The organism is Psychromonas hadalis ATCC BAA-638 (assembly GCF_000420245.1).
GTDB lineage: Bacteria > Pseudomonadota > Gammaproteobacteria > Enterobacterales > Psychromonadaceae > Psychromonas > Psychromonas hadalis.
Genome location: NZ_ATUO01000023.1, coordinates 11896 through 33108, shown reverse-complemented (window position 1 = coordinate 33108; position 21213 = coordinate 11896). Strand labels below are relative to the sequence as shown.

17 protein-coding genes are annotated in these 21213 nt (G+C 39.6%); 5 read left to right on the top strand and 12 right to left on the bottom strand.

Translation table 11 applies throughout. The features are described 5' to 3' along the window. Nucleotides 1–97: 97 nt before the first annotated feature. The 6 genes from G322_RS22600 to G322_RS0104805 all read right to left on the bottom strand — a co-directional run bounded on the left by G322_RS22600 (nt 98) and on the right by G322_RS0104805 (nt 5939). Nucleotides 98–415 carry a transposase gene (locus G322_RS22600; protein WP_084683682.1) on the bottom strand — a complete coding sequence of 106 codons (318 nt, stop codon included), beginning with the start codon at nt 413–415 and terminating at the stop codon, nt 98–100. A gap of 5 nt (nt 416–420) precedes the next feature. Next, complete coding sequence (locus tag G322_RS22595) at nt 421–609, bottom strand: hypothetical protein (RefSeq protein WP_084683681.1); 189 nt, start codon at nt 607–609, stop codon at nt 421–423. A 241-nt stretch (nt 610–850) separates the two neighbouring features. Further along, nucleotides 851–2542, bottom strand: coding sequence for a type IV-A pilus assembly ATPase PilB (gene pilB, locus G322_RS0104820; protein ID WP_022940677.1), 1692 nt, complete (start codon nt 2540–2542; stop codon nt 851–853). A 5-nt stretch (nt 2543–2547) separates the two neighbouring features. Beyond that, nucleotides 2548–2982: a pilin gene (locus G322_RS24495; protein WP_022940676.1), complete on the bottom strand. Its 435-nt coding sequence runs from the start codon at nt 2980–2982 to the stop codon at nt 2548–2550. 961 nt (nt 2983–3943) lie between these two features. After that, nucleotides 3944–4870, bottom strand: coding sequence for a class I SAM-dependent methyltransferase (locus G322_RS0104810; RefSeq protein ID WP_022940675.1), 927 nt, complete (start codon nt 4868–4870; stop codon nt 3944–3946). Next, nucleotides 4848–5939 carry an AI-2E family transporter gene (locus G322_RS0104805; RefSeq protein WP_022940674.1) on the bottom strand — a complete coding sequence of 364 codons (1092 nt, stop codon included), beginning with the start codon at nt 5937–5939 and terminating at the stop codon, nt 4848–4850. Before G322_RS0104805 ends, G322_RS0104810 begins: the two co-directional genes overlap by 23 nt. 578 nt (nt 5940–6517) lie before the next feature. On the opposite strand from G322_RS0104805, the gene adhE reads away from it, so the two are divergent. Both adhE and G322_RS19945 read left to right on the top strand, forming a co-directional pair. Then, nucleotides 6518–9181 carry a bifunctional acetaldehyde-CoA/alcohol dehydrogenase gene (gene adhE / locus G322_RS0104800; protein ID WP_022940673.1) on the top strand — a complete coding sequence of 888 codons (2664 nt, stop codon included), beginning with the start codon at nt 6518–6520 and terminating at the stop codon, nt 9179–9181. Between the two features lie 191 nt (nt 9182–9372). Continuing rightward, nucleotides 9373–11127: a putative bifunctional diguanylate cyclase/phosphodiesterase gene (locus G322_RS19945; protein WP_022940672.1), complete on the top strand. Its 1755-nt coding sequence runs from the start codon at nt 9373–9375 to the stop codon at nt 11125–11127. A gap of 55 nt (nt 11128–11182) precedes the next feature. On the opposite strand, the gene G322_RS0104790 is transcribed toward G322_RS19945, so the two are convergent. Both G322_RS0104790 and fkpA read right to left on the bottom strand, forming a co-directional pair. Then, nucleotides 11183–12385, bottom strand: coding sequence for a BaiN/RdsA family NAD(P)/FAD-dependent oxidoreductase (locus G322_RS0104790; RefSeq protein ID WP_211217130.1), 1203 nt, complete (start codon nt 12383–12385; stop codon nt 11183–11185). Nucleotides 12386–12777: 392 nt separating this feature from the next. Continuing rightward, entirely contained in the window at nt 12778–13521 is a 744-nt protein-coding gene (fkpA, locus tag G322_RS0104785; RefSeq protein WP_022940670.1) for an FKBP-type peptidyl-prolyl cis-trans isomerase, read from the bottom strand. Between the two features lie 215 nt (nt 13522–13736). Here fkpA and G322_RS0104780 point away from each other — a divergent pair, with 215 nt between their 5' ends. Together G322_RS0104780 and G322_RS0104775 are read left to right on the top strand one after the other, a co-directional pair. Further along, nucleotides 13737–14723 carry a WD40 repeat domain-containing protein gene (locus G322_RS0104780; protein WP_022940669.1) on the top strand — a complete coding sequence of 329 codons (987 nt, stop codon included), beginning with the start codon at nt 13737–13739 and terminating at the stop codon, nt 14721–14723. A gap of 271 nt (nt 14724–14994) precedes the next feature. Continuing rightward, nucleotides 14995–15204 carry a SlyX family protein gene (locus tag G322_RS0104775; RefSeq protein ID WP_022940668.1) on the top strand — a complete coding sequence of 70 codons (210 nt, stop codon included), beginning with the start codon at nt 14995–14997 and terminating at the stop codon, nt 15202–15204. A gap of 140 nt (nt 15205–15344) precedes the next feature. Here G322_RS0104775 and G322_RS0104770 read toward each other — a convergent pair whose 3' ends face one another. The 4 genes from G322_RS0104770 to G322_RS0104755 all read right to left on the bottom strand — a co-directional run bounded on the left by G322_RS0104770 (nt 15345) and on the right by G322_RS0104755 (nt 18847). Further along, complete coding sequence (locus tag G322_RS0104770; RefSeq protein ID WP_022940667.1) at nt 15345–16055, bottom strand: NRDE family protein; 711 nt, start codon at nt 16053–16055, stop codon at nt 15345–15347. Next, nucleotides 16055–16567 (bottom strand): hypothetical protein, encoded by a 513-nt coding sequence (locus G322_RS0104765; protein ID WP_022940666.1) that lies wholly within the window; start codon nt 16565–16567, stop codon nt 16055–16057. Before G322_RS0104765 ends, G322_RS0104770 begins: the two co-directional genes overlap by 1 nt. 82 nt (nt 16568–16649) lie before the next feature. Further along, nucleotides 16650–17363: a type IV pilus modification PilV family protein gene (locus tag G322_RS0104760; protein ID WP_022940665.1), complete on the bottom strand. Its 714-nt coding sequence runs from the start codon at nt 17361–17363 to the stop codon at nt 16650–16652. Then, on the bottom strand, nt 17363–18847 hold the full coding sequence (locus tag G322_RS0104755) for a pilus assembly PilX N-terminal domain-containing protein (protein WP_022940664.1): 1485 nt from the start codon (nt 18845–18847) through the stop codon (nt 17363–17365). The genes G322_RS0104760 and G322_RS0104755 overlap by 1 nt, the downstream gene beginning before the upstream one ends. Nucleotides 18848–19248: 401 nt before the next feature. On the opposite strand from G322_RS0104755, the gene acs reads away from it, so the two are divergent. Next, entirely contained in the window at nt 19249–21195 is a 1947-nt protein-coding gene (gene acs, locus G322_RS0104750) for an acetate--CoA ligase (protein ID WP_022940663.1), read from the top strand. The last annotated feature ends 18 nt before the right edge of the window (nt 21196–21213 follow it).

Here is a 21213-nt window from a genome sequence, read left to right as displayed (position 1 = left end):
TTACCCGCTCATTGCCTGAACTGCCGTTAAATTCGCCCTCACTTCCGGCAGCAGTTCCAAATGGAAGTGGGACTTTAGTCCTGCCTTGTTTTAAATATCACTCAAAACAGCCATAAAATCTGAATTCACTATCAGCATCTTCACAAAGCTTTAACGGGTTATTCTTTATATATTGATAGGTCACATCGAAATGTTTTTGCGACCTAATTGCTCGGTCGTAATAACTTCTCGCCCACAAAGAGCCCGATAACAATAATAGTTCATTAATCTGCTTACTACTTTTTCCTTTCATTTTTTGCATCATTAAAGGCAATGAAATTAATGGTTTTAATAGTAGATGTACATGATTGGGCATAATAGCAAACGCACATAATTCATAATCTTTTTTGTCTGCATTTTTGAGCTGAGTAGACAAACAAATTAAACATTACCCTTAAGATAAGCACCTTTTAAAGAGCAATCGAGGTATTCATCCATTGCTAATTGCAATTTTCGATTACTTTTAGTGGCTAAACCAGCAACAAAAGAGTCTGTACTATCATAGGTTCTAAAAGTGATAAACTGATAATAAGTAAGGTTATCAATATGTGGCAAGTGCGTATGTTTCATAACTTACCTTATAACATAATATTAGGAAGTAGGGCTTTAGTCCTGCCTTGTTGAAGTTGCCGCAGCTGAAGCAACAGTTCCATACGGAAGCGGGACTTTAGTCCTGCCTTGTTTTAAAAACAAAAGTCAAAAGCGCAAGGCTAAAGCCTCACCTCCGACACGCAAGGCTGAAAAAGGGTTCGCAGAGCTTACCCGCTCATTGCCTGAACTGCCGTTCAATTCGCCCTCACTTCCGAAAACACTAAGTAACCCTCGTTACCTCTTTCAAACTGGTCACGCCCTCTATGGCTTTGTGCAGGGCGGATTGGCGTAGGGTAAACATCCCCTCTGCTTCCGCGGTAGTGGCTATCTGCATGGCGTTGCCGTCATTAAGAATGATATGGCCAATATTATCTGTCATCACCATTATTTCATAAATGCCCACACGGCCTTTATAACCATCACTGCATTTTTTACAACCAATCGGTTTGTATAGCGTAAAACCTGCTGCAACATCACTGACACTAAAACCAATGGTTTTAAGCTCGGCATCACTGTATGGGTCGATAGCTTTGCACTCTGGGCATAAACGACGCGCTAAACGTTGCGCGATAATCAGCGAAACTGATGAGGCGATATTAAAAGCGGGTACGCCCATGTTTAATAGACGGGTTAATGTTTCAGAAGCGGAGTTTGTATGCAAGGTCGATAATACCAAGTGACCTGTTTGAGCCGCTTTTATGGCAATTTCTGCGGTTTCTAAATCGCGTATTTCACCGACCATGACGATGTCGGGATCTTGGCGTAAAAAGGAGCGCAATGCAGAAGCAAAGGTCAGACCCGCTTTAATGTTAATTTGTACTTGGTTAATACCGGTTAAATTTATCTCAACAGGATCTTCCGCCGTGGAGATATTACGTTCAACGGTATTAAGAATATTAAGCCCCGTATAAAGGGAAACTGTTTTACCACTGCCTGTCGGACCGGTGATTAATATCATGCCTTGTGGCTTGTCTAATGCCGCTAAATATTTGGCTTTCTGCTCATCACTGTAACCTAACTTATCAATATTCAGGGCAGCTGCCGATGAGTCTAAAATACGCATCACCACTTTTTCGCCCCACATAGTGGGCAAGGTACTGACACGCAGGTCAATACTGCGTTTACTGGAAATTTTAAGTTTGATACGCCCATCTTGTGGTAAACGACGTTCGGCAATGTCGAGTTTTGACATGACTTTTAAACGTGCGGAAAAGCGGTTAGCTAAATTAACAGGGGGGGTGGCTATCTCTTTTAAGATGCCATCGATACGGAAACGGATGCGATATTTTTTTTCGTAAGGTTCAAAGTGTAAATCTGATGCCCCTTTGCGCACTGCATCGATTAAAATACCATTAATATATTTAACAATGGGCGCGTCATCGTCTACGCCTTGTGCTTCGTCTAAACGGGAATCGGATTCATCAATTTCAATGTCGTCGATGTCCCCCATGTCCATCTCACCGAGTGTCTCTTCTTCACTCTCTAAGATTTTTTCGATGGCTGCTTTTAAAAAGGTCTCTTCCACCAATAACGCTTCGGTGTGCATGGCAAAGCTAAAACCAAAGTCTTCCAGTGCGCCGACATTGGTCGGGTCAGACATAGCGATATAGAGGGTTTTCTGTTGTACATAAACAGGCAGGGCATGATGCTTCTCTATTAGTTTCTCATTAATAAACTTATCGGGAATATTATCAAGTTCGAGGGTGTCAGAGTCTAAGAGAGGAATACCATATTCCGCTTCGCAAAACTGCGCCAGCGCTAAACTGGCAATAAAGTTATTTTCAACTAAATAAGCAACCAATGATTTTTTTTCATTGATTGCAGAAGTGGTGATCTGTTGCAGTTGTTCGAGGGGCAGTAAACCGCGAGCGGCCAAGCTAGAAGCAAGGCCGCTGATATTATGATTGGACACTATATTTAGTTCATAATTTCATCAATAACCCAAGTAACTGCTCCACTTGAATAATTTGCACCAAGAATATATGTAGAGTTGGCACCTAGGCTTCCCATTGGGCTTGAAATTTTAGAGGATAAGTATATATCACTACCAGCAGTAGCACCTGTTGGAGCTGCAGTCCCAGTTGTAACTGCAATTGAAGCAGTTGTATTACTAGGAACGCCACCTTGACCAGCAATACAGTTCGTTTTAAATGTAGCAGGAGTTGAAGCTTCTATTTGAGCACAAATTTCAACAGCTGATTTAACTGCACCAACTGCTGTTGTCAAATTAGTAAACTCAGCTTTTTTTGTATAAGTTTGATAAGCAGGCAACGCAACCGCCGCCAAAATACCGATAATCGCGATAACGATTAATAGTTCGATCAATGTAAAACCACTTTGTACTTTTTTCATTTTAATTATCCTTAATTAAGTTGCCGCTGTTTATTTTTCTCTCTGATTCCCCAGCGTGACCTGTAGGAGAGGAAAGATGAAACAGTGGCAATTTTAAAAGTTAACTCTATTAAAAACGGGCATTAACATCTGCTACGTATAGTAGATATTAACAAAATTCCTTCTCTTGCCAGCTTCTTCCCTGCACAAGATTTTTAATAAAATCAACTCGAGTGTGAAAGGTGTGTTTTATGAAACATCCAATAAAGTTTGTTTTGTTTTACCTTTTGTTCCTGTTTTATAGCTTAGCCCACATTAGAAAAACCAGTTGCTAAAAACAGAAACAAAGCAAACTTTAAAGGTTTATATAAAAACAATTAACCTTGCGTAGCTAAATGATCTCATAATCGCCAGTAGCAAACAAGGCAGTGAACAGAGGACGATCATAACTCTTAGAGGTAGATCGCTTTATTGCCACTTTAAATAATGGCTTTTACAATCAACGCAGTAGAAGAATGAAAGACAAAGAAGGCCCGCAATGATGCGGGTAACAGAGCGTTTAGTATTCATTAACTATTCAGGGTTAATGTTGAAACGTCTATTTACCATGCAAACATGCAGTGATTAACACAAAAACAACAGCGAATATCGCACAATCACAAACTGAGATCCCCCTAAGTAAAAAAGGTAATAGAAGCAGGTGGTATTCGTTGATACGCCAGTTCAGTTCGCCCTCACTTCCAAAACCGCCGCAGCTGAAGCAGCAGTTCCACGGAAGTGGGGCTTTAGTCCTGCCTTGTTTTAAACCACTACCACTGAAGCAGCAGTTCACGGAAGTGGGACTTTAGTCCTGCCTTGTTCCGCCGAAGCAGCCGCTACATACGGAAGTGGGACTTTAGTCCTGCCTTGTTTGCTGAAAACAAAAGTCAAAACACGCAAGGCTGAAGCCTCACTTCCAAAACAAAAGTCAAAAGCGCAGCAGTTAAAGCTTCACTAACAAACACTTTAAACCGCGATCAGGTTCGATATTGATAAAATGATTTTCTGGTTCTATTTTTTGCAAAATAGTCGCACTCGGGCATTCAGTTTTGATTATCGCCTCTAAAAAGGCAAAATCCAGATCAGGGGAGTTCAAACAAAGTAATGCGATGCCACCGTTATTAAGCAGTTCAGGTAAACGACGGATAATTTTAGGGTAATCACGTTTTATATTCACACTGCCCTTTTGCAGTGAAGGCGGATCGGCAATAACAATGTCGTACTTGCCTAACCGTTTCACTTTACCCCACGATTTAAACAGATCGTGCCCGAGGTATTTAACTTTACTGAGATCATGTCCATTTAATCGGTGGTTATCACGTCCCACAGCGAGCGCTGCTTTACTCATATCAAGGTTCACGACACTTACCGCCCCGCCCTCTATGGCAACGGTTGAAAATGCACAGGTATAAGAAAACAGGTTTAACACTGATTTCCCCAGTGAATTTTCACGTAACCAACTGCGCCCATTTTTCATGTCTAAAAAGATGCCGTAGTTTTGGTTTTTGCCAAGGTTTATTTTATAATTTAGGCCACTTTCTTGAGAGACAAAATCAGTAACCTCCTCTCCCCACAGTAGCTCAGTAGGCGCAAAGTCTCGACAACGATATTGCACTTGTACGCTTTTTACCACAAAGCCAATCTCTGCCATTTTTGCCAATAAAGATTCAGTTAGCTCTGCTAACCACGCACTGTTTTCCTCTTGCTCTTTCTCCTTATACAAAATGATCAAGATAACGGGCGATAACCAATCAATATTGATGTGACTACTTTCAGGAAAATGGAAGCCACGACCGTGATATAAACGCTGACACTCTGTTGCTGGTAAACCTTGGATCGTTGACCAATTAATCTGTTCTATTAGCTTCATTATTATCTTCTTCATTTTCTTCTTGTAACTCTTTAGCAAGGAGTTCTATCTCTTCATCAGAGCTTAATAAAATAGCAAACCAACGGCTATCACTGCTGTTTTCTAAGGCGATTTTAAAGATCATGGTTAACGGTACAGACAGGAGCATACCCACCACACCTAATAACCAGCCCCAAAAAATTAACGACAAAAATACCACTAAGGTTGAGAGCCCTAAACTGCGCCCCATAAATTTAGGTTCAACCACACTGCCCATCACCATATTGACAGTAACAAATAACCCAATAACAAACGTGGCTGGCATCATGCCGAGTTGCAAGAAAGTGAGAATAACCGCAGGTACGGCAGCAATAATAGAGCCAATATTAGGAATATAGTTAAGCAGGAATGCCAATAACGCCCACAACACAAAGAAGTCCACGCCCATTACCCACAAGACAAAACCAATAATTAATCCCGTGGCTAAACTTATCATGGTTTTGATCGCCATATAACGGTTAACCATATTTAATACGTTGTCTAAGCGCTTCTCTGTTTCTACCGAGTCATCAAAAGCAAAATGTAGCTTTTTGGCAAAACCTTGTCCTTCTGCAAGCATAAAAACAACGGTTAATAGTAGTAAAAATATATTACCTAAGACACTACTAAATCCGCTGAGTGTTGTTGTCACTAATCCCATTATCTTACTTGGGTCAAAATAAGCACGTACTTCATCCATCGAAATAGTAATATTATGGCTGGCCATTTTATTGATAACCCACTCGAGTTCACTAGCAAGCTGCGCTTCATAGCTCGGTAATGCTGCCTGAAAACCCGTCACCGAACTGCCGATAATTCCACCCAATATAATAAACAGGGAAAATATAAAAAAGATAACCAAGGTGATAGCAAGCCCTCGTGGAATTTTACGATCAGCTAAAAAATTAATGGCAGGGTTACAAATAATGGCAACAAACAGTGAAAGTAAAAAAGGCACCACAATGGGTGCCGCTATTTTTATTCCTGCTAATGAGATAACAATGGCGGCAAAATAGAGCGCAGTACGTGCAGATGCGGGCATTTGTGACATAACGAATCCATATTATGAGCAAAAATAACACCTTACAGGTAAAGGTTTTTTTTATCATCTTTATCGGCCTGAAAAACCATATCGACGCCAAAGTAAAAAACAAAATACGTAGTGCTGTATTCTGTATTGTTCACTATTGGCGCAGCTAAAGCAGCACGTTCAAAACAAAAATCATTCGGACGTAGGACTTTAGTCCGGCCTTGTGACCAAGGGCGAAGCTAAAGCAGCACGTCCGAATAAAACATCCACTAAAGCCATTATTAGCAATCACTAATAATGTAATAAAATTACAACAGCGAATTAACACATTGAATTAGTTGCTCTAACCCGCACTTTCATGTCATAAAACAGACATTTTTTTTAAAGTTAATCACTAACAGTGGTTAAAAAGGTATCTGTTGCACTCTTTTCTGTAATTAACTTACAATATGATCTCGATCAATACCTCAAAAAGTGTAAATTTCTATAATCATTGTGAAAGTTATTTACTAAGATACGTTTTGTAAAAAACCTCAATTTTAGTAAAACATTTTTAAACTTTTAAACTTTTTAATTTTATAAATCTTTGGAGAAAACATATGACAGTAAGTAATGTTGCTGAATTAAATGAAATGGTAGCGCGCGTTAAAATCGCACAGCAAGAGTTTGCTACTTTTTCACAAGAGCAGGTTGATAAAATCTTCCGTGCTGCCTCTTTAGCTGCCTCAACGGCACGTATTGAACTGGCTAAAATGGCGGCGGAAGAAACAGGCATGGGCATCATGGAAGATAAAGTGATTAAAAACCACTTCGCGTCTGAATTCATTTACAATAAATATAAAAATGAAAAAACCTGTGGCATCATCGATCGTAACGATGAAGGTGGTACCATCACTATCGCTGAGCCACTAGGGATTGTTTGTGCAATCGTACCAACAACAAACCCAACATCTACTGCTATTTTCAAATCTTTAATCTGTCTTAAAACACGTAATGGCTGTATCTTTTCACCACATCCACGTGCTAAAAATTCAACTAACTTTGCGGCTAAAATCGTTCTTGATGCCGCAGTTAAAGCAGGTGCACCAAAAGATATTATCGGCTGGATTGATGTTCCTTCTGTTGACCTTTCTAACAAACTAATGAAACACCCTGATATCAGCATGATTCTTGCTACAGGTGGCCCGGGCATGGTTAAAGCGGCTTACTCTTCAGGTAAACCTGCAATCGGTGTTGGCGCGGGTAATACCCCTGTTGTTATTGATGAAACAGCTGATATTAAACGTGCTGTTTCTTCTATCTTAATGTCTAAAACATTCGATAACGGTGTTATCTGTGCTTCTGAGCAAGCTGCAATCGTTGTTGAGTCTGTTTATGACGCAGTACGCGACCGTTTCGCTAAATATGGCGCAGCCGTGCTGAGCAAATCTGATGCTGATAAAGTACGTAAAGTACTGCTTATCGATGGCGCACTAAATGCGGCAATCGTGGGCCAACCCGCACATATTATTGCTGAGCTTGCCGGTGTTAAAGTGCCTACATCCACTAAAATTCTTATCGGTGAAGGTTTAGAAGCGTCTTGGGATGATGAGTTTGCACATGAAAAATTATCTCCTACGTTAGGTTTATTCAAAGCAAAAGACTTTGAAGATGCAGTACGTCAAGCAGCTATCGTGTTAGATATAGGCGGTGTTGGTCATACTTCAGTGCTTTACACTGACCAAGATAACAATGAAGATCGTATCACCTACTTCGGTGATAAAATGAAAACAGCACGTATTCTTATTAATACACCTGCATCTCAAGGTGGTATTGGCGACCTTTACAACTTCGAACTAGCACCCTCTTTAACACTGGGTTGTGGTTCTTGGGGTGGTAATGCCGTCTCTGAAAATGTAGGTCCTAAACATCTTATTAATAAGAAAATCATTGCTAAGCGAGCTGAAAATATGTTGTGGCATAAACTACCAAAATCTATCTACTTCCGTCGTGGTTGTTTACCAATCGCAATGGACGATTACAGCGATAAAAAACGTGCATTAATCGTCACTGACCGTTTCCTATTCAACAATGGCTACATTGATGACTTGCGTACTATCTTAAAAGAGAAAGGCATGGAAGTTGAAGTATTCCATGAAGTAGAAGCTGATCCGACACTGGCTATCGTAAAAGAAGGCGCTAAAGCCTGTCTTAGCTACCAACCTGATCTTATTTTAGCCGTGGGTGGTGGTTCACCGATGGATGCAGCGAAAATCATGTGGGTTATGTATGAGCATCCAGAAACTGATTTCGAAGATTTATCAATGCGTTTCATGGATATTCGTAAACGTATCTACAAGTTCCCTAAAATGGGTAAAAAAGCTGAATTAGTTTGTATTACGACGACTTCTGGTACGGGTTCTGAAGTAACACCGTTCGCTGTTGTAACAGATGAGAAAACAGGCGCTAAATACCCTCTTGCAGATTACGAGCTAACTCCAAACATGGCTATCGTTGATGCAAATCTTGTTATGGATATGCCTAAGTCTCTTTGTGCATTTGGTGGTTACGATGCAGTAACGCACGCAATGGAAGCTTACGTCTCTATTCTTGCTAATGAGTTCTCAGACGGTCACGCTCTGCAATCACTTAAGATGCTTAAACAATACTTACCAAGTTCTTACAAAAATGGTAAAAAAGACCCAATCGCTCGTGAGAAAGTTCACAATGCAGCAACCATTGCTGGTATGGCTTTTGCGCAGTCTTTCCTTGGTGTGTGTCACTCAATGGCGCATAAACTAGGTGCTGAATTCCACATTCCACATGGTTTAGCAAATGCGTTATTAATTTCTAACACGGTTCGTTTTAACGCGACTAATAACCCAACTAAACAAGCTGCATTCTCTCAGTACGATCGCCCTAAAGCGCGTGCTCGTTATGCTGAAATTGCTGAGCACTTAGGTTACCGTGAAGGTAATACTGAAACTAAAGTGAATGCATTACTTAACTGGTTAGAAGAGCTTAAAATTGAATTAGATATTCCACTGTCAATTCAAGCTGCCGGCGTTAACGAAGCTGAGTTCCTAGCTAAAGTTGACAAACTTGCTGAAGATGCGTTTGATGACCAGTGTACTGGTGCTAACCCACGCTACCCACTGATCAAAGAGCTTAAAGAAGTATTATTAGCTTCTTACTACGGCACAGCTTACGCAGATGTTGTTGATGAGCCAGCAGAAGTAGCTGAAAAAGCAATTAACAAAGCTAAAAAATCAGCTAAAGTTTAACAAAGGCTACAAATATAATCCTTACTAACTCAAAGCCCACTTTATTGTGGGCTTTTTTATGGCGATTAATCAACCTAAAATAAGATGTTAAAAAAAACATTAGGGAATACACACAAAAAATGAATAACAAAGGGGTGAAATAGGAACTTATAAACTATCTTTAAAAGTCAGTCATTAACTAGGATTTTTTTGTGAATGTAAGACAACTAGCTCAACACTTGCTGCTCCCCTTTCTCTTTTTAATTCTGTTAGCAATTGTTTTTATTACATTTGTCAGCCTACACCACACACAAATCGCATTAATGACTTACGGCACAGCCGCCACCCTCATTTTTAGCGCTTATTTTTCCCAACAACTTAATTTACCCGAAGGCTATAAATACTACGCCTGCTTTATTTCTGTTATTGTTTTAATTATTTCAGGTTTTGTTTTTATTAATGATATTGAAGAGATAGAAGAGATGTATACCTTTATCCCTTTTCTTTACCTGCTTATTTTACCTGGCACAATGTGGCCCATTTTAGTCTCATTTTTACTGCTTAGCGCTTATTTCCCAAGTCTTGAAAATAATGAGCTAGTGGATGTGATAGAAGACGGCTTAGAGTTAATTGTTATCGCAACGTTTGCTACCATCATGACCTACTTCCAACAGAGTTCACTTGATAGAATGCGCCTGTTTCGTAGTGAAAGTTATACCGATTATTTAACCCGCCTGCCCAACCGAAAAAAAATAATGAAACATATGCACTCACTGCAAGAGCAACAACAAGCGTTTGCACTGATCATTATTGATCTCGATAGTTTTAAAAGTATTAATGATCAACTGGGTCACTTAGCGGGAGATGAGATGTTATGTTTAGTTGCCAAACGCTTAGAGAAGATGGGTAAACCGTACCGTTTATGGGGGGATGAATTTGCATTTTTAGTGTGTGACCAAGATGAGTTACACCAACAGACAGATAAGCTAACAAAGCAGATAATTGCCACAGAAAAACAGCCCTACCTGCTGAATAACAAAAAATATTATATCTCAGCTTGTGTCGGTATATCATTTCTGCCTGATGACAGTAATGACATTGAAATACTGTGTAGTTATGCTGATTTAGCAATGTATCAATCAAAATCCATAGGTAAAAGCGCCTTCACCTACTTTGAAAAACAATTTATAGAAACGATTGCACGACGCAATGAGTTAGAATCAGACCTTAAAAATGCAATAGAAAAACAGCAACTGTTTTTACTCTACCAACCCAAAGTTGATATACAATCTGGAAAAATATTTTCTGCTGAGGCACTACTACGTTGGTTGCACCCTAAGTATGGCTTAATTAGCCCATTTGAATTTATTCCCATTGCCGAACAGAATCGCGAAATAATTCCCATCGGTCAATGGGTGTTAGAGCAGGTTTGTATACAAATGAGTCAATGGAAAACACAATATTGCCTAGAAAACATTGCAGTAAACGTCTCTTCAATACAACTTACAGAGCCTAATTTCACCGCGACGGTGCAAGCAATATTAAACAAAAGCAACTGCGAACCACAATGGTTAGAGATAGAGCAAACAGAAAGCTGGCTAATACACGATCAAGAGTACAATATTAATATCCTTAAACAGTTGAAAGAATTAGGCGTAAGCCTTGCGCTCGATGATTTTGGCACGGGTTACTCATCACTCAGCCAAATAGCAAGACTGCCACTGGATGTATTAAAAATTGATAAGTGTTTCATTGATAACTGCGTCAGTAACCGTGACGATCACATGGTGGTGAGAACCATTATTCAGCTAGGACAAAACTTAGGAATGAAAATTGTGGCAGAGGGTGTTGAACATGAAGAGCAACGCCAACTGCTTGCAACTGAGCAGTGTGAATATTATCAAGGATACCTATTTTCAAAACCGATCAGTACAATAGAGTTTGAAACACTGCTTAAAGCACAATAGATAATTTAAATCGGGACAGATTAAAGCTAAGACTTGATCTGCCCGCGTTTTTTCGTTAAACAACCTGCCCTGCGGCCCAACCACTGCTCCACGCGAATTGAAAATTAAACCCACCTAACCAACCCGTGACATCTAACGCCTCACCGATAAAATAGAGCCCTTGTACTGATTTACATTGCATTGTTTTTGATGAGATAACATCGGTATCAATACCGCCTAAGGTCACCTCAGCGGTGCGATATCCCTCTGTACCATTAATTTGCGGTTGCCATTGATGAAACAGTTCACTTACTCGTTGCAGCTGTTTCTCATTATATTGTTTCAATGGCACACTATTAATTGCAGCGCTTTCTAACAAACATTCCACCACACGTTTCGGTAGTTGCTGACTAAGCAGCGTTTTCAGACCCAGTTCAGGACGTTTTTGCTGGGTAAATAAAAGCTCTTTGAAAAGATCTAACTTAGGTAGAAGATCCAATATTAATGGTTCTCCCGCCTGCCAGTAATTTGATATTTGTAAAATAACAGGACCACTTAAACCGCGATGAGTAAATAATAGCGCTTCTGTAAAGCTTATCTGTTTGGTTTTTTTACCCACTTTTATGTCACAACTGGCACGAGCAGGAAAGCTAATACCAGAAAGATCAGCAAACTTCTCTTTTTGTGCTTGATGTAAAGTGAAGGGTACTAACCCTGCGCGTGTTGCTTTCACAGGCAATTGATAATAATCAGCAATTTTATAAGCAAGAGGGGTAGCGCCCATTTTAGGCAACGATAAACCACCCGTTGCAACCACTAATGATTGACACTCATAGGAGCCCGACTTAGTTTGTAAGCTATAATGGTTATCACTAAGTTGTTGCTGAGAAAATATTTCACACTGCAGTTGTACTTTTACGCCGGCACTGTGCGCTTCATCTAATAACATTTTGATGATCTGCTTGGCACTATCATCACAAAATAGCTGACCATGGTCGCGCTCATGCCAGCTGATATTGTGTTTATCCACCAACGCAATAAAATCCCACTGGCTATAACGACTCAGTGCTGATTTTACAAAATGGGGATTATCACAAAGAAAATGATGGGGTTCAACATAGAGGTTAGTGAAGTTACAACGACCCCCTCCACTCATAATAATTTTTTGTCCTGCACGTTTAGCGTGATCTAATAGCAACACTTTACGGCCACGCTTGCCCGCTTCAATTGCACACATTAGCCCCGATGCACCTGCACCAATAATGATTACATCCCACATATTTACCATATTAAATTCTCACCTTAAACAACCACCTCAATTTATAAGGCGATAAGGATACAGTAAAAGCGAGGATAGAAACAACAGCAAACACTGTGAACAATCACCGGGCTAAAAATCTTCATCCAAAACAAAAGAAACACCACGAAGGCACAGAGAACAGCAATAAATATTACACATTTCCCACGCTCTTCTTCGTTAACTTCGTTCCTTCGTGGTCGCTCTTTTTTCTCTTGACCCCATAAAAACAAGCAAAAAAAAAATATTGCGGAGCTAGAGCGCTGACTCTTGTGCACAAACCTAAAAAGAAAATAGGACGTGTTGCTTTAGCTACGCTAATAGTGAACAAGGCAGGACTGAAGTCCTACGTCCAACAGAAGCCTTCGTTCAGATTACTCAGCTGCAGGCGTTTCAACCGCTACAATTTCTAATAATTCCACTTCAAAAATAAGTGTTGAACCAGGAGGAATAGAGCCTGCACCTTGTTCGCCGTATCCTAGCTCAGCAGGAATAACAAACTTGTATTTCTCGCCAACACTCATTAACTGAACACCTTCAGTCCAACCCGCAATAACACGGTTAAGTGGGAATTTAGCAGGTTGACCACGTTTCACAGAACTATCAAACTCAGTACCGTCAACTAAAGTACCTACATAATGAACTGAAACAGTATCTTCTGCTGTTGGTTTAGGACCATCTACTTTAGTGATAACAGAATACTGTAAGCCAGACTCTGTAACCGTTACACCTTCAAGTTTAGCGTTATCAGCTAAAAAAGTTTTGGCAGTTTCAGCCGCTTTTGCAATTTTTTCTACTTGCTGCTTTTCAGCGGCTATTTTCACTTCAGCATCATATGCTTTAAGTGTTTCAATCATCTCTTCTTCCGTCATTTGTGATTTATCGCGTAACTTGTCAGAAATGCCTTTTAAGATAATCTCTTTATCTAACGCCATACCAAACTCAGCTTGTTTCTCAAGCGTGGTATTCACATAGCTCGCAAATGATGCACCAATTGCGTAAGCCGCTTTTTCTTGGCTATCTTCAAAAGAAACGTTTGTTTCTGGTGTTTTTTCATTACAACCCACTGTAAATGCAACAGCGGCAGCTAATAAAGAAACCTTAAATACGTTTTTCATTGTTACTCCAAATATTTATATTAAACTTGCTGATAGTTAACATTAAGAATCGGCTTCAAAATTACTTGCGCTTTTGTTTTCAAAATAACCAGTCATTTCAGGCTTTTTGAAAACGATTTAGCGCAAGTTATTGTGTAACGATTCCTAAGTCACTATCAAAATCTGTTGGTATATACTAACCTTAATGATTATTTTCACCAAAAGTTAATTATCGAATGTTATTAAAATTACCTTTAAAATCGTTTTTTTTATTGCTGAGTCTCATTTTTGTTTTCTCTTGTTCGCAATCAGATACGCCATTACAGCAATATGAACATGCTGTAGAGGGCGCATTTGCAGCTGAAATCTCACAAAATGGAGACTACTCCATTACCTCATCCATTCATCATGGATTAGGCCTTTGGGATAACCGCAATAATAAGTTGCTTTATCAATGGCAACATCGTAATGCAGAAAATAACGATGTCTATATAGTGCGCATCTCTGCAAACAACAGCCATGCACTCTCTGCCAGTCGACGTGAATTTGCTATTTGGGACATCAAAACTGGCCAATCTGTTGGCTTTTATCAAGTCAGCGATTCCCCCATTCGTGATATCCGAATATCTGCAAATGGGCGTTACGTTTTGTATGGACAAGTAAATGGTAAAGTAGTTCATATTGATTTAAAAACAGGTCGTCGATTAGAGATGCCGATTCATACCGAAAAGGTGAACAGTGTTGATATGTCCGCCAATGGACTGTACGCACTCTCTGGGGGAAACGACCATCGTGCTTTTTTATGGAATACAAAAACAGCGCAAATTATTCAACAGTTTAATTTTAAACATCGGATTTCAATGGTCAGATTAGAAGATAAAGGACGTTATGCTTTTATTGCGGATACTCAAAAAGCATCACAAATCTGGAATATAGAAACCGGCGAGCTACAAAGTAGTTTAATCTACACAGCACGACAATCTATTTTCTCCTCTGTACGTTTTATTAATGATGGCAAGCAGTTATTGACTGGAAATGGCACTAAAACGGTACGTTTATGGGATGTAAAAAGTGGATTGAGTTTACAAAAGTGGATGGTGACACCAAGAAAAGAGACACGCCCGAAAACAGCTGTAGTATACTCTGCCACATTATGGGACGGTGACAAAATTGCCACTGAAAGCTCCGCTGGATTTCTTGAAATCTGGCCTTTATACCCATGATACTTCAAGATACAAAGTCAGCAAGGAAAATTGTGCCCAAATGCTAGGCATAAAATTGAAGTATAGTTGATCTAAATCGAAATTTTATAACAACGCAGGTTGGTGCAAGTTTCCTCGCCCTACGGGGCGCAAGCTCGAAAACCAGCCCAGCGTTGCAACATTCAAAAAGTGAATAACAATTACCTCATGTTACGCCTTGTTCTGATTATCGAGCTTGTGCCTGACAAAGCATCTTGATGTAACATGGGTATACAAACGTACTGGAAAAATAATGACCACAGAAAGCCGTATTGAACAGTTAGAGATGAAAGTTGCCTTTCAAGATGACAATATTGAAATATTAAACAGTGAAGTTTTTGAACAACAGCGTAAATTACAAATTCTCACCGAACAAGTTGCCTATTTAGTAGAAAAACTAAAAGAATCAGAGCCTGATGACGGTGGTATTGATCAAGTTGAGATGCGCCCGCCTCATTACTAATACCAACTCCACTAAATAACTGATCAATCTTACTGGTTAAAACAAACAATTTCTGCGTTGAAAACTTTGCAAAGGGAATAACCATTTACATCAGCTTTCGCCTTGAACTTGTCTGTTTTCCCTGCGTAATATTAGACTATTCAATTAGTGAAATTGGTATGGAATGAAACTAAATAACGCTGTTTATCTAAATAATCAATATATCTAAATTCCACAGTCTCGCTCACGCAGATGCAACTTAAACTTACCGTTTGCGCATCTGAGCGTGACATTTTCACTGACAGTTTACCCTCTTGCTGTTGTGATTGGTGGTAATTTAATAGCTGTTTACTGGTGGGATTATTAGCATCAACCATCTGTTTAAAGGTGATTTTACGTGCTTGATAAACTTGTGGGTAATCAACACCCGAGGAGGTAATAGGGAGTGTTTTTTCAGATTCAGTCAGATGAATACCATCCCATTGAAAATAACGTGGCTTTTGATTTGATAGCGTTAAATCCGAGGGAAATAGACATAGTTGAAAAGGTTGATAAATGTGAAGTGGCATCGTTTTTAAAACGGTTATCACATTGGGTGCTTTTTCTAGCAGTTTTAATATAATTTCACCACGGCTTTTAAACTTACCACTTACCCTATTTTTTTGTGCTTGGTAATAATTTAGTAACGCTAACGATAAACCACTTTGATGCACCGCAATCCAAGTACCTTTACCGAGTGGGTCAATCGGGTAGAGTGCATTTAACTGTTTATCCATTTTAGGTGCGTGAGCTTGGCTTCGACTATGCTGCTCATCACGATTAAAAAACAGTTCATAACCTATTTCCGTTAAACGATAAGTTAGTGTACACATTAACTTACCCTTGCCTCATTACGCAAAAAAGTAGCCGTTGCAGGTGCAATGCCAAACTGCTCAGGCGTGGCTAACTTTTGCGCTTTTGAAATCTGCTCAATCATTGCATAATGGTGAATCGCATGACTACCAACAAAAACAAGCTCTCGAGCAAGTGTTGTTCCTACTACCTCTACCTGTTTTCTCTCAACACAAACCTCGGTTGAAAGTTGTAGGGTTTGCTGTAGCTGTGTTGGAGAAAGTGATAACAGAAATTTTTCTATCTGAGTAATCAGTGTTAAAGCCTCATCAATATCCGTTTCGACACAGCCACCACGACTACGTTTATCATAATCAATCAAGCCCGCTTCTAAGCCAGTTATAATCGCACGGTAGTGATCTAAAATATGACGTATATGCGCGCCTGCAGAGCTGATGAACAGAGGTTTAACTATTTCATTGTATTGCGAGGCAGTGACAGAGCACAGATAACTTTGGGCTTGTTTTAATATGTTGATTTGGCTGTGGATCATGAAAAACATCTCTTGCTATTGATATGTTATGAATAGAATAACCATAATATATCAATAGCAAGTGCTTTACTTTTTTATCTCATCATTGAAATAGGGAGACTAAATCAGCGTTGTCGATACGACCTAGGTTTTCCCAGCCATCAGAGACGGTCGCTATGCGACTACCGCTTTCACCCTCATAACTAATTGGCGGATCTAAATCTCGCGGATCATTTCCTCCGTTACCAACCGAATGCACAGATGTTGAATGGAAAAGTTGGCTATTATAAATAACATATGCACCTCTTTTGTAGCCCATATTGGCTTCAAAATAACCCACTTTATTGGTATTTAATAGATTAGGAATAGTATAACCCCATTCCTCGCCTGTTCCTCCACCAGCACCTTTAAGTAACATAGCCAATGAAACCTGTTCTGAGTAGGTAAAAGTTTGTTTCGCATCACTCGTATTTCTCCACGATGAATCTTTCCAACTCACCTTTAGTTTAACATTGCGAATATCACCACCAGCACCAGCAACATTCGTTACAGTCCAGTCCAAATCAAACACAGTATTACTAATTAACACACTAGCAGGCGTAAGACCTGTAAGTAGATCAACCTCTGCAATCGTTTTTAATTTCATTATTTCTTCAAATTTTCCTGTTGCAAGCTTCACTACCGCAGTATGAGAAAAATTGTCACGATTTTGATCCCCAACCATTTTTTGCAAGCCTGATATATTCACAGCTACAAGGCTCACTACAAACAGAGAAACTAATATCTCCACTAATGAAAACCCATTTTTATTCACCATTAGAAATCCCTCCATGTTCCACTCGATAATTTGTAGCGGCTACCATCAGAACCAAGGCCCATTTGGGAATATAGCGCACCTAAAATGGTTTTATCGTAGGTTGCAGAAAAGTGTTCTTTGACATTAGTTTGCCCATTACTTCTCTCATCTTGGTTTTCAACTGTACTGCCACTATAGGTGCATTTATATTCACTTAATAAAGCGCCATCAACGGTTATTCCCCCCATATTAATCGACAGTAAATCATCTTGCTGTAATGGATCTTCTCCCTCAGCTAATCGATTACCATCCCAATCGATTAATTCCCCTTCATCATCCACAAGGTCATGCGTAGTTCCAGGTAACATATGCAACATACCTACCACTTTAGCGCCTGCATTAGCATTATCATTACCAACCTTAATGGTCCCCCCTTCAATGAAAACCAACTTAGGGTGATCTACAGAGCCAATTGTAAATAACTTGTTTTCAGATCCTGATGATTGCTCAACGCCCACTGCACCAATACCAATAATGCAATCGCCAGTAATAAAGATAACATCTTCTTCATCACCAATATCTTGCAGCTGATCAGCACAAAACGCACCATCAATCTCAACAGCATATTGTTTAATTTTTGCTATATTAGCTTCATTAAACTCAATACCGTAAGTCGCTTCAAATAAGGAATTAGGCGTTGGATCAGGGGATGTTGCTCCTTTAAAGAAAATAGCATTAACACCAAAAATCTCTGAGCCTGATTTTATGTTTGATTGCCAATTCCCTCCATTATCTACCACATACTTATCATCAGAGGCAGAGTCATTTCCCTCGTATGAAATACCACTTAAATCGATACTGTTTTTATTAAATGGATCATTAGGATCATTAGGATCATTAACAATACCCGCACAATTTCCCTCCATTTTACCGACAAGACTAGGGTTGCTTTCAATAACTTTCTCTGCTGTATTACCGTTTGTGAGGCAATCTCTAGGATCAAGCCCTTTACAATTAGGATCGCCCAAATTGAATTTTGAAAAGTTTAATTTTCCGTTTGCCCCAATAGGTGTATCAGGGATAGGAAAGCTATTATAAAAATCGATTTGTAGTTGAATCTGACGTCTAGCAGTGGTGTCCACAGATGTTCCATAGGAGATAATCTCAAGTTTACTTGAATGGATTTTATTTACTTCAACAGTGTAATGATGTGTAGGCTCTGAATGAGAATAGGGTAAACTGGTTAATAAAGCCTCGATTAAAATATCATCATCCAACTGACTCAACACAAAATTAATCCCCGACTCAGCATTCGCAAAGGCTTCATTATTGCGGTAATAGTTACCAATAATCTGATTATCAACTAATTGCGAAGAGGCCATGTTGGTGGTAAAAATAATACCAGCTAGGCTGAGAAGAACGGCAGTGGTTAATACCGCAAAACCTTGCTGTTTTCTTATTTTATTGAAAGGTGTTTTTTTAAACGTTCTATTTTTAGATAACATAATCGACTCCGAGCAAGTCATTTAAAGCTTCCAGACACTTAAAATAACAGTGGTTATATTAATTTTTATCAAAAAAGTCCAAGTAAAAAAAAGTAAGACTAAAGTCTTACTTCCGAAAACTAACTCCCAATATTAAGCTTAGGAAACAAAATCTAAAAGTAAACTAACCAACATAAGATAAAAGTATGATTGTTTAGAGGTGGTTTCTAGATAGCTGTTTTTATTGATATTGATCCCAAAAACAATTTTAGGTACACAACGGCTTAACATTTGTTTAACAAGCTCTAGCCAGTTCACAATTTATTTTTTGTTGCTGTTTTAGACTGTACGTAGAAATATCAGACAATTTCAAGCATTGATATTTAAAAAGTGCTTGTCTAGTTAACCATTGGAGTTTAAGAATGAGCGAAAGTCATATTTATCCTGTATCAGCTGAACTTGCTGAAAAAAGCCTATTAACGAATGAGCAATATCTAGCAGAATATGCAGCATCCATTGATGATCCTGATGCGTTCTGGGGTGAAAAAGGTAAAATAGTAGATTGGATGAAGCCTTATACTAAAGTGAAAAACACCTCTTATGACCCCGGCCATATCAATATTAAATGGTTTGAAGATGGCGAACTGAATGTTTCTGCTAACTGTATCGACAGACACCTTGCCACAAAAGGCGATCAGGTTGCCATTCTTTGGGAGGGTGACTCACCTGATCAAGATCAACGCATCACTTATAATGAATTGCACCAGCGCGTTTGTAAATTCGCTAATGCACTAAAAGCACAAGATGTGAAAAAAGGGGATGTGGTTTGTTTATATATGCCGATGACACCAGAAGCGGCCATTGCAATGCTCGCTTGTACACGTATTGGCGCGGTGCATTCAATTGTGTTTGGGGGTTTCTCACCAGAGGCGATTGCAGGACGTATTGTTGATAGTCAATCAAAAATCGTTATCACTGCCGATCAAGGTCGTCGCGGTGGCCGTGTTGTACCTTTGAAAGCCAATGTCGATGAAGCATTAGAAAAACCCGGCACTGATTGTGTTAAAAAAGTGATTGTATTTAAAAACACGGGTGGCGATGTAGCTTGGCATGAAAACCGCGATTTAGATTGGACTGACATTACTGAAGCACAGTCAGTCGACTGCCCACCTGAGCCGATGAATGCAGAAGATCCACTATTTATTCTTTATACTTCAGGCTCGACAGGTACACCAAAAGGTGTTTTACACACTACGGGGGGTTATCTTGTTTATGCAACCATGACTTTCAAATATATCTTTGATTATCAAGAAGGCGATATTTACTGGTGTACTGCAGATGTCGGCTGGATCACCGGTCACAGTTATTTAGTTTATGGCCCACTTGCCAATGGCGCAACTACCCTCTTATTTGAAGGTGTTCCCAATTATCCAACCACAGCGCGCATGAGCCAAATAGTTGATAAGCACAATGTAACCTTGCTTTATACCGCACCCACTGCGATTCGTGCATTAATGGCGAAAGGCGATGATGCGATTACTGGTACTTCCCGTAAATCATTACGACTTTTAGGCTCAGTGGGTGAGCCTATCAATCCTGAAGCATGGGAATGGTATTACGATAAAATTGGTAATAAGTCTTGCCCTATCGTTGATACGTGGTGGCAAACAGAGACAGGTGGTATTTTAATTACGCCATTACCGGGTGCAACCGATCTTAAACCGGGCTCTGCAACACGTCCATTCTTTGGTGTGCAACCTGCATTAGTTGATAATGAAGGAGTTATTTTGGAAGGTGTTGCGTCGGGTAACTTAGTGATACTTGATAGCTGGCCGGGTCAGATGCGTACACTGTTTAATAATCATGACCGCTTTGAGCAAACTTACTTCTCTACTTTTAAAGGGATGTATACAACAGGTGATGGCGCACGTCGTGATGAAGATGGTTACTACTGGATAACGGGGCGCGTTGATGATGTACTGAATGTTTCTGGCCATCGTATGGGTACAGCTGAAATTGAAAGTGCATTAGTTTCTCACCCTAAAGTTGCCGAAGCGGCTGTTGTAGGTGTACCCCATGAGATTAAAGGTCAAGGGATCTACGCATACGTCACCTTAAATTCAGGTGAATACCCTTCCCCTGAATTATATGCTGAGATTAAACAGTGGGTGCGTAAAGAGATTGGTCCTATCGCAACCCCTGATATTTTACATTGGGCGGAAGGGCTACCTAAAACACGTTCAGGTAAAATTATGCGTCGCATTTTGCGCAAAATTGCCACCGGTGAGAGTGATCAGTTAGGTGATATTTCTACACTAGCAGATCCAAGCGTGGTTGATCAGCTTATCAAAGAGAATGCAGATCTGTGATCGGCAGTTTGTTATTTA

What these genes read in the sequence shown, in the direction of transcription:
- G322_RS22595 (WP_084683681.1), bottom strand. Translation starts at nt 609, where the DNA reads ATGAAACATACGCACTTGCCACATATTGATAACCTTACTTATTATCAG.
- G322_RS24495 (WP_022940676.1), bottom strand. Translation starts at nt 2,982, where the DNA reads ATGAAAAAAGTACAAAGTGGTTTTACATTGATCGAACTATTAATCGTT.
- G322_RS0104810 (WP_022940675.1), bottom strand. Translation starts at nt 4,870, where the DNA reads ATGAAGCTAATAGAACAGATTAATTGGTCAACGATCCAAGGTTTACCA.
- G322_RS0104805 (WP_022940674.1), bottom strand. Translation starts at nt 5,939, where the DNA reads ATGTCACAAATGCCCGCATCTGCACGTACTGCGCTCTATTTTGCCGCC.
- adhE (WP_022940673.1), top strand. Translation starts at nt 6,518, where the DNA reads ATGACAGTAAGTAATGTTGCTGAATTAAATGAAATGGTAGCGCGCGTT.
- G322_RS0104790 (WP_211217130.1), bottom strand. Translation starts at nt 12,385, where the DNA reads ATGTGGGATGTAATCATTATTGGTGCAGGTGCATCGGGGCTAATGTGT.
- fkpA (WP_022940670.1), bottom strand. Translation starts at nt 13,521, where the DNA reads ATGAAAAACGTATTTAAGGTTTCTTTATTAGCTGCCGCTGTTGCATTT.
- G322_RS0104780 (WP_022940669.1), top strand. Translation starts at nt 13,737, where the DNA reads ATGTTATTAAAATTACCTTTAAAATCGTTTTTTTTATTGCTGAGTCTC.
- G322_RS0104775 (WP_022940668.1), top strand. Translation starts at nt 14,995, where the DNA reads ATGACCACAGAAAGCCGTATTGAACAGTTAGAGATGAAAGTTGCCTTT.
- G322_RS0104770 (WP_022940667.1), bottom strand. Translation starts at nt 16,055, where the DNA reads ATGTGTACACTAACTTATCGTTTAACGGAAATAGGTTATGAACTGTTT.
- G322_RS0104765 (WP_022940666.1), bottom strand. Translation starts at nt 16,567, where the DNA reads ATGATCCACAGCCAAATCAACATATTAAAACAAGCCCAAAGTTATCTG.
- G322_RS0104760 (WP_022940665.1), bottom strand. Translation starts at nt 17,363, where the DNA reads ATGGTGAATAAAAATGGGTTTTCATTAGTGGAGATATTAGTTTCTCTG.
- G322_RS0104755 (WP_022940664.1), bottom strand. Translation starts at nt 18,847, where the DNA reads ATGTTATCTAAAAATAGAACGTTTAAAAAAACACCTTTCAATAAAATA.
- acs (WP_022940663.1), top strand. Translation starts at nt 19,249, where the DNA reads ATGAGCGAAAGTCATATTTATCCTGTATCAGCTGAACTTGCTGAAAAA.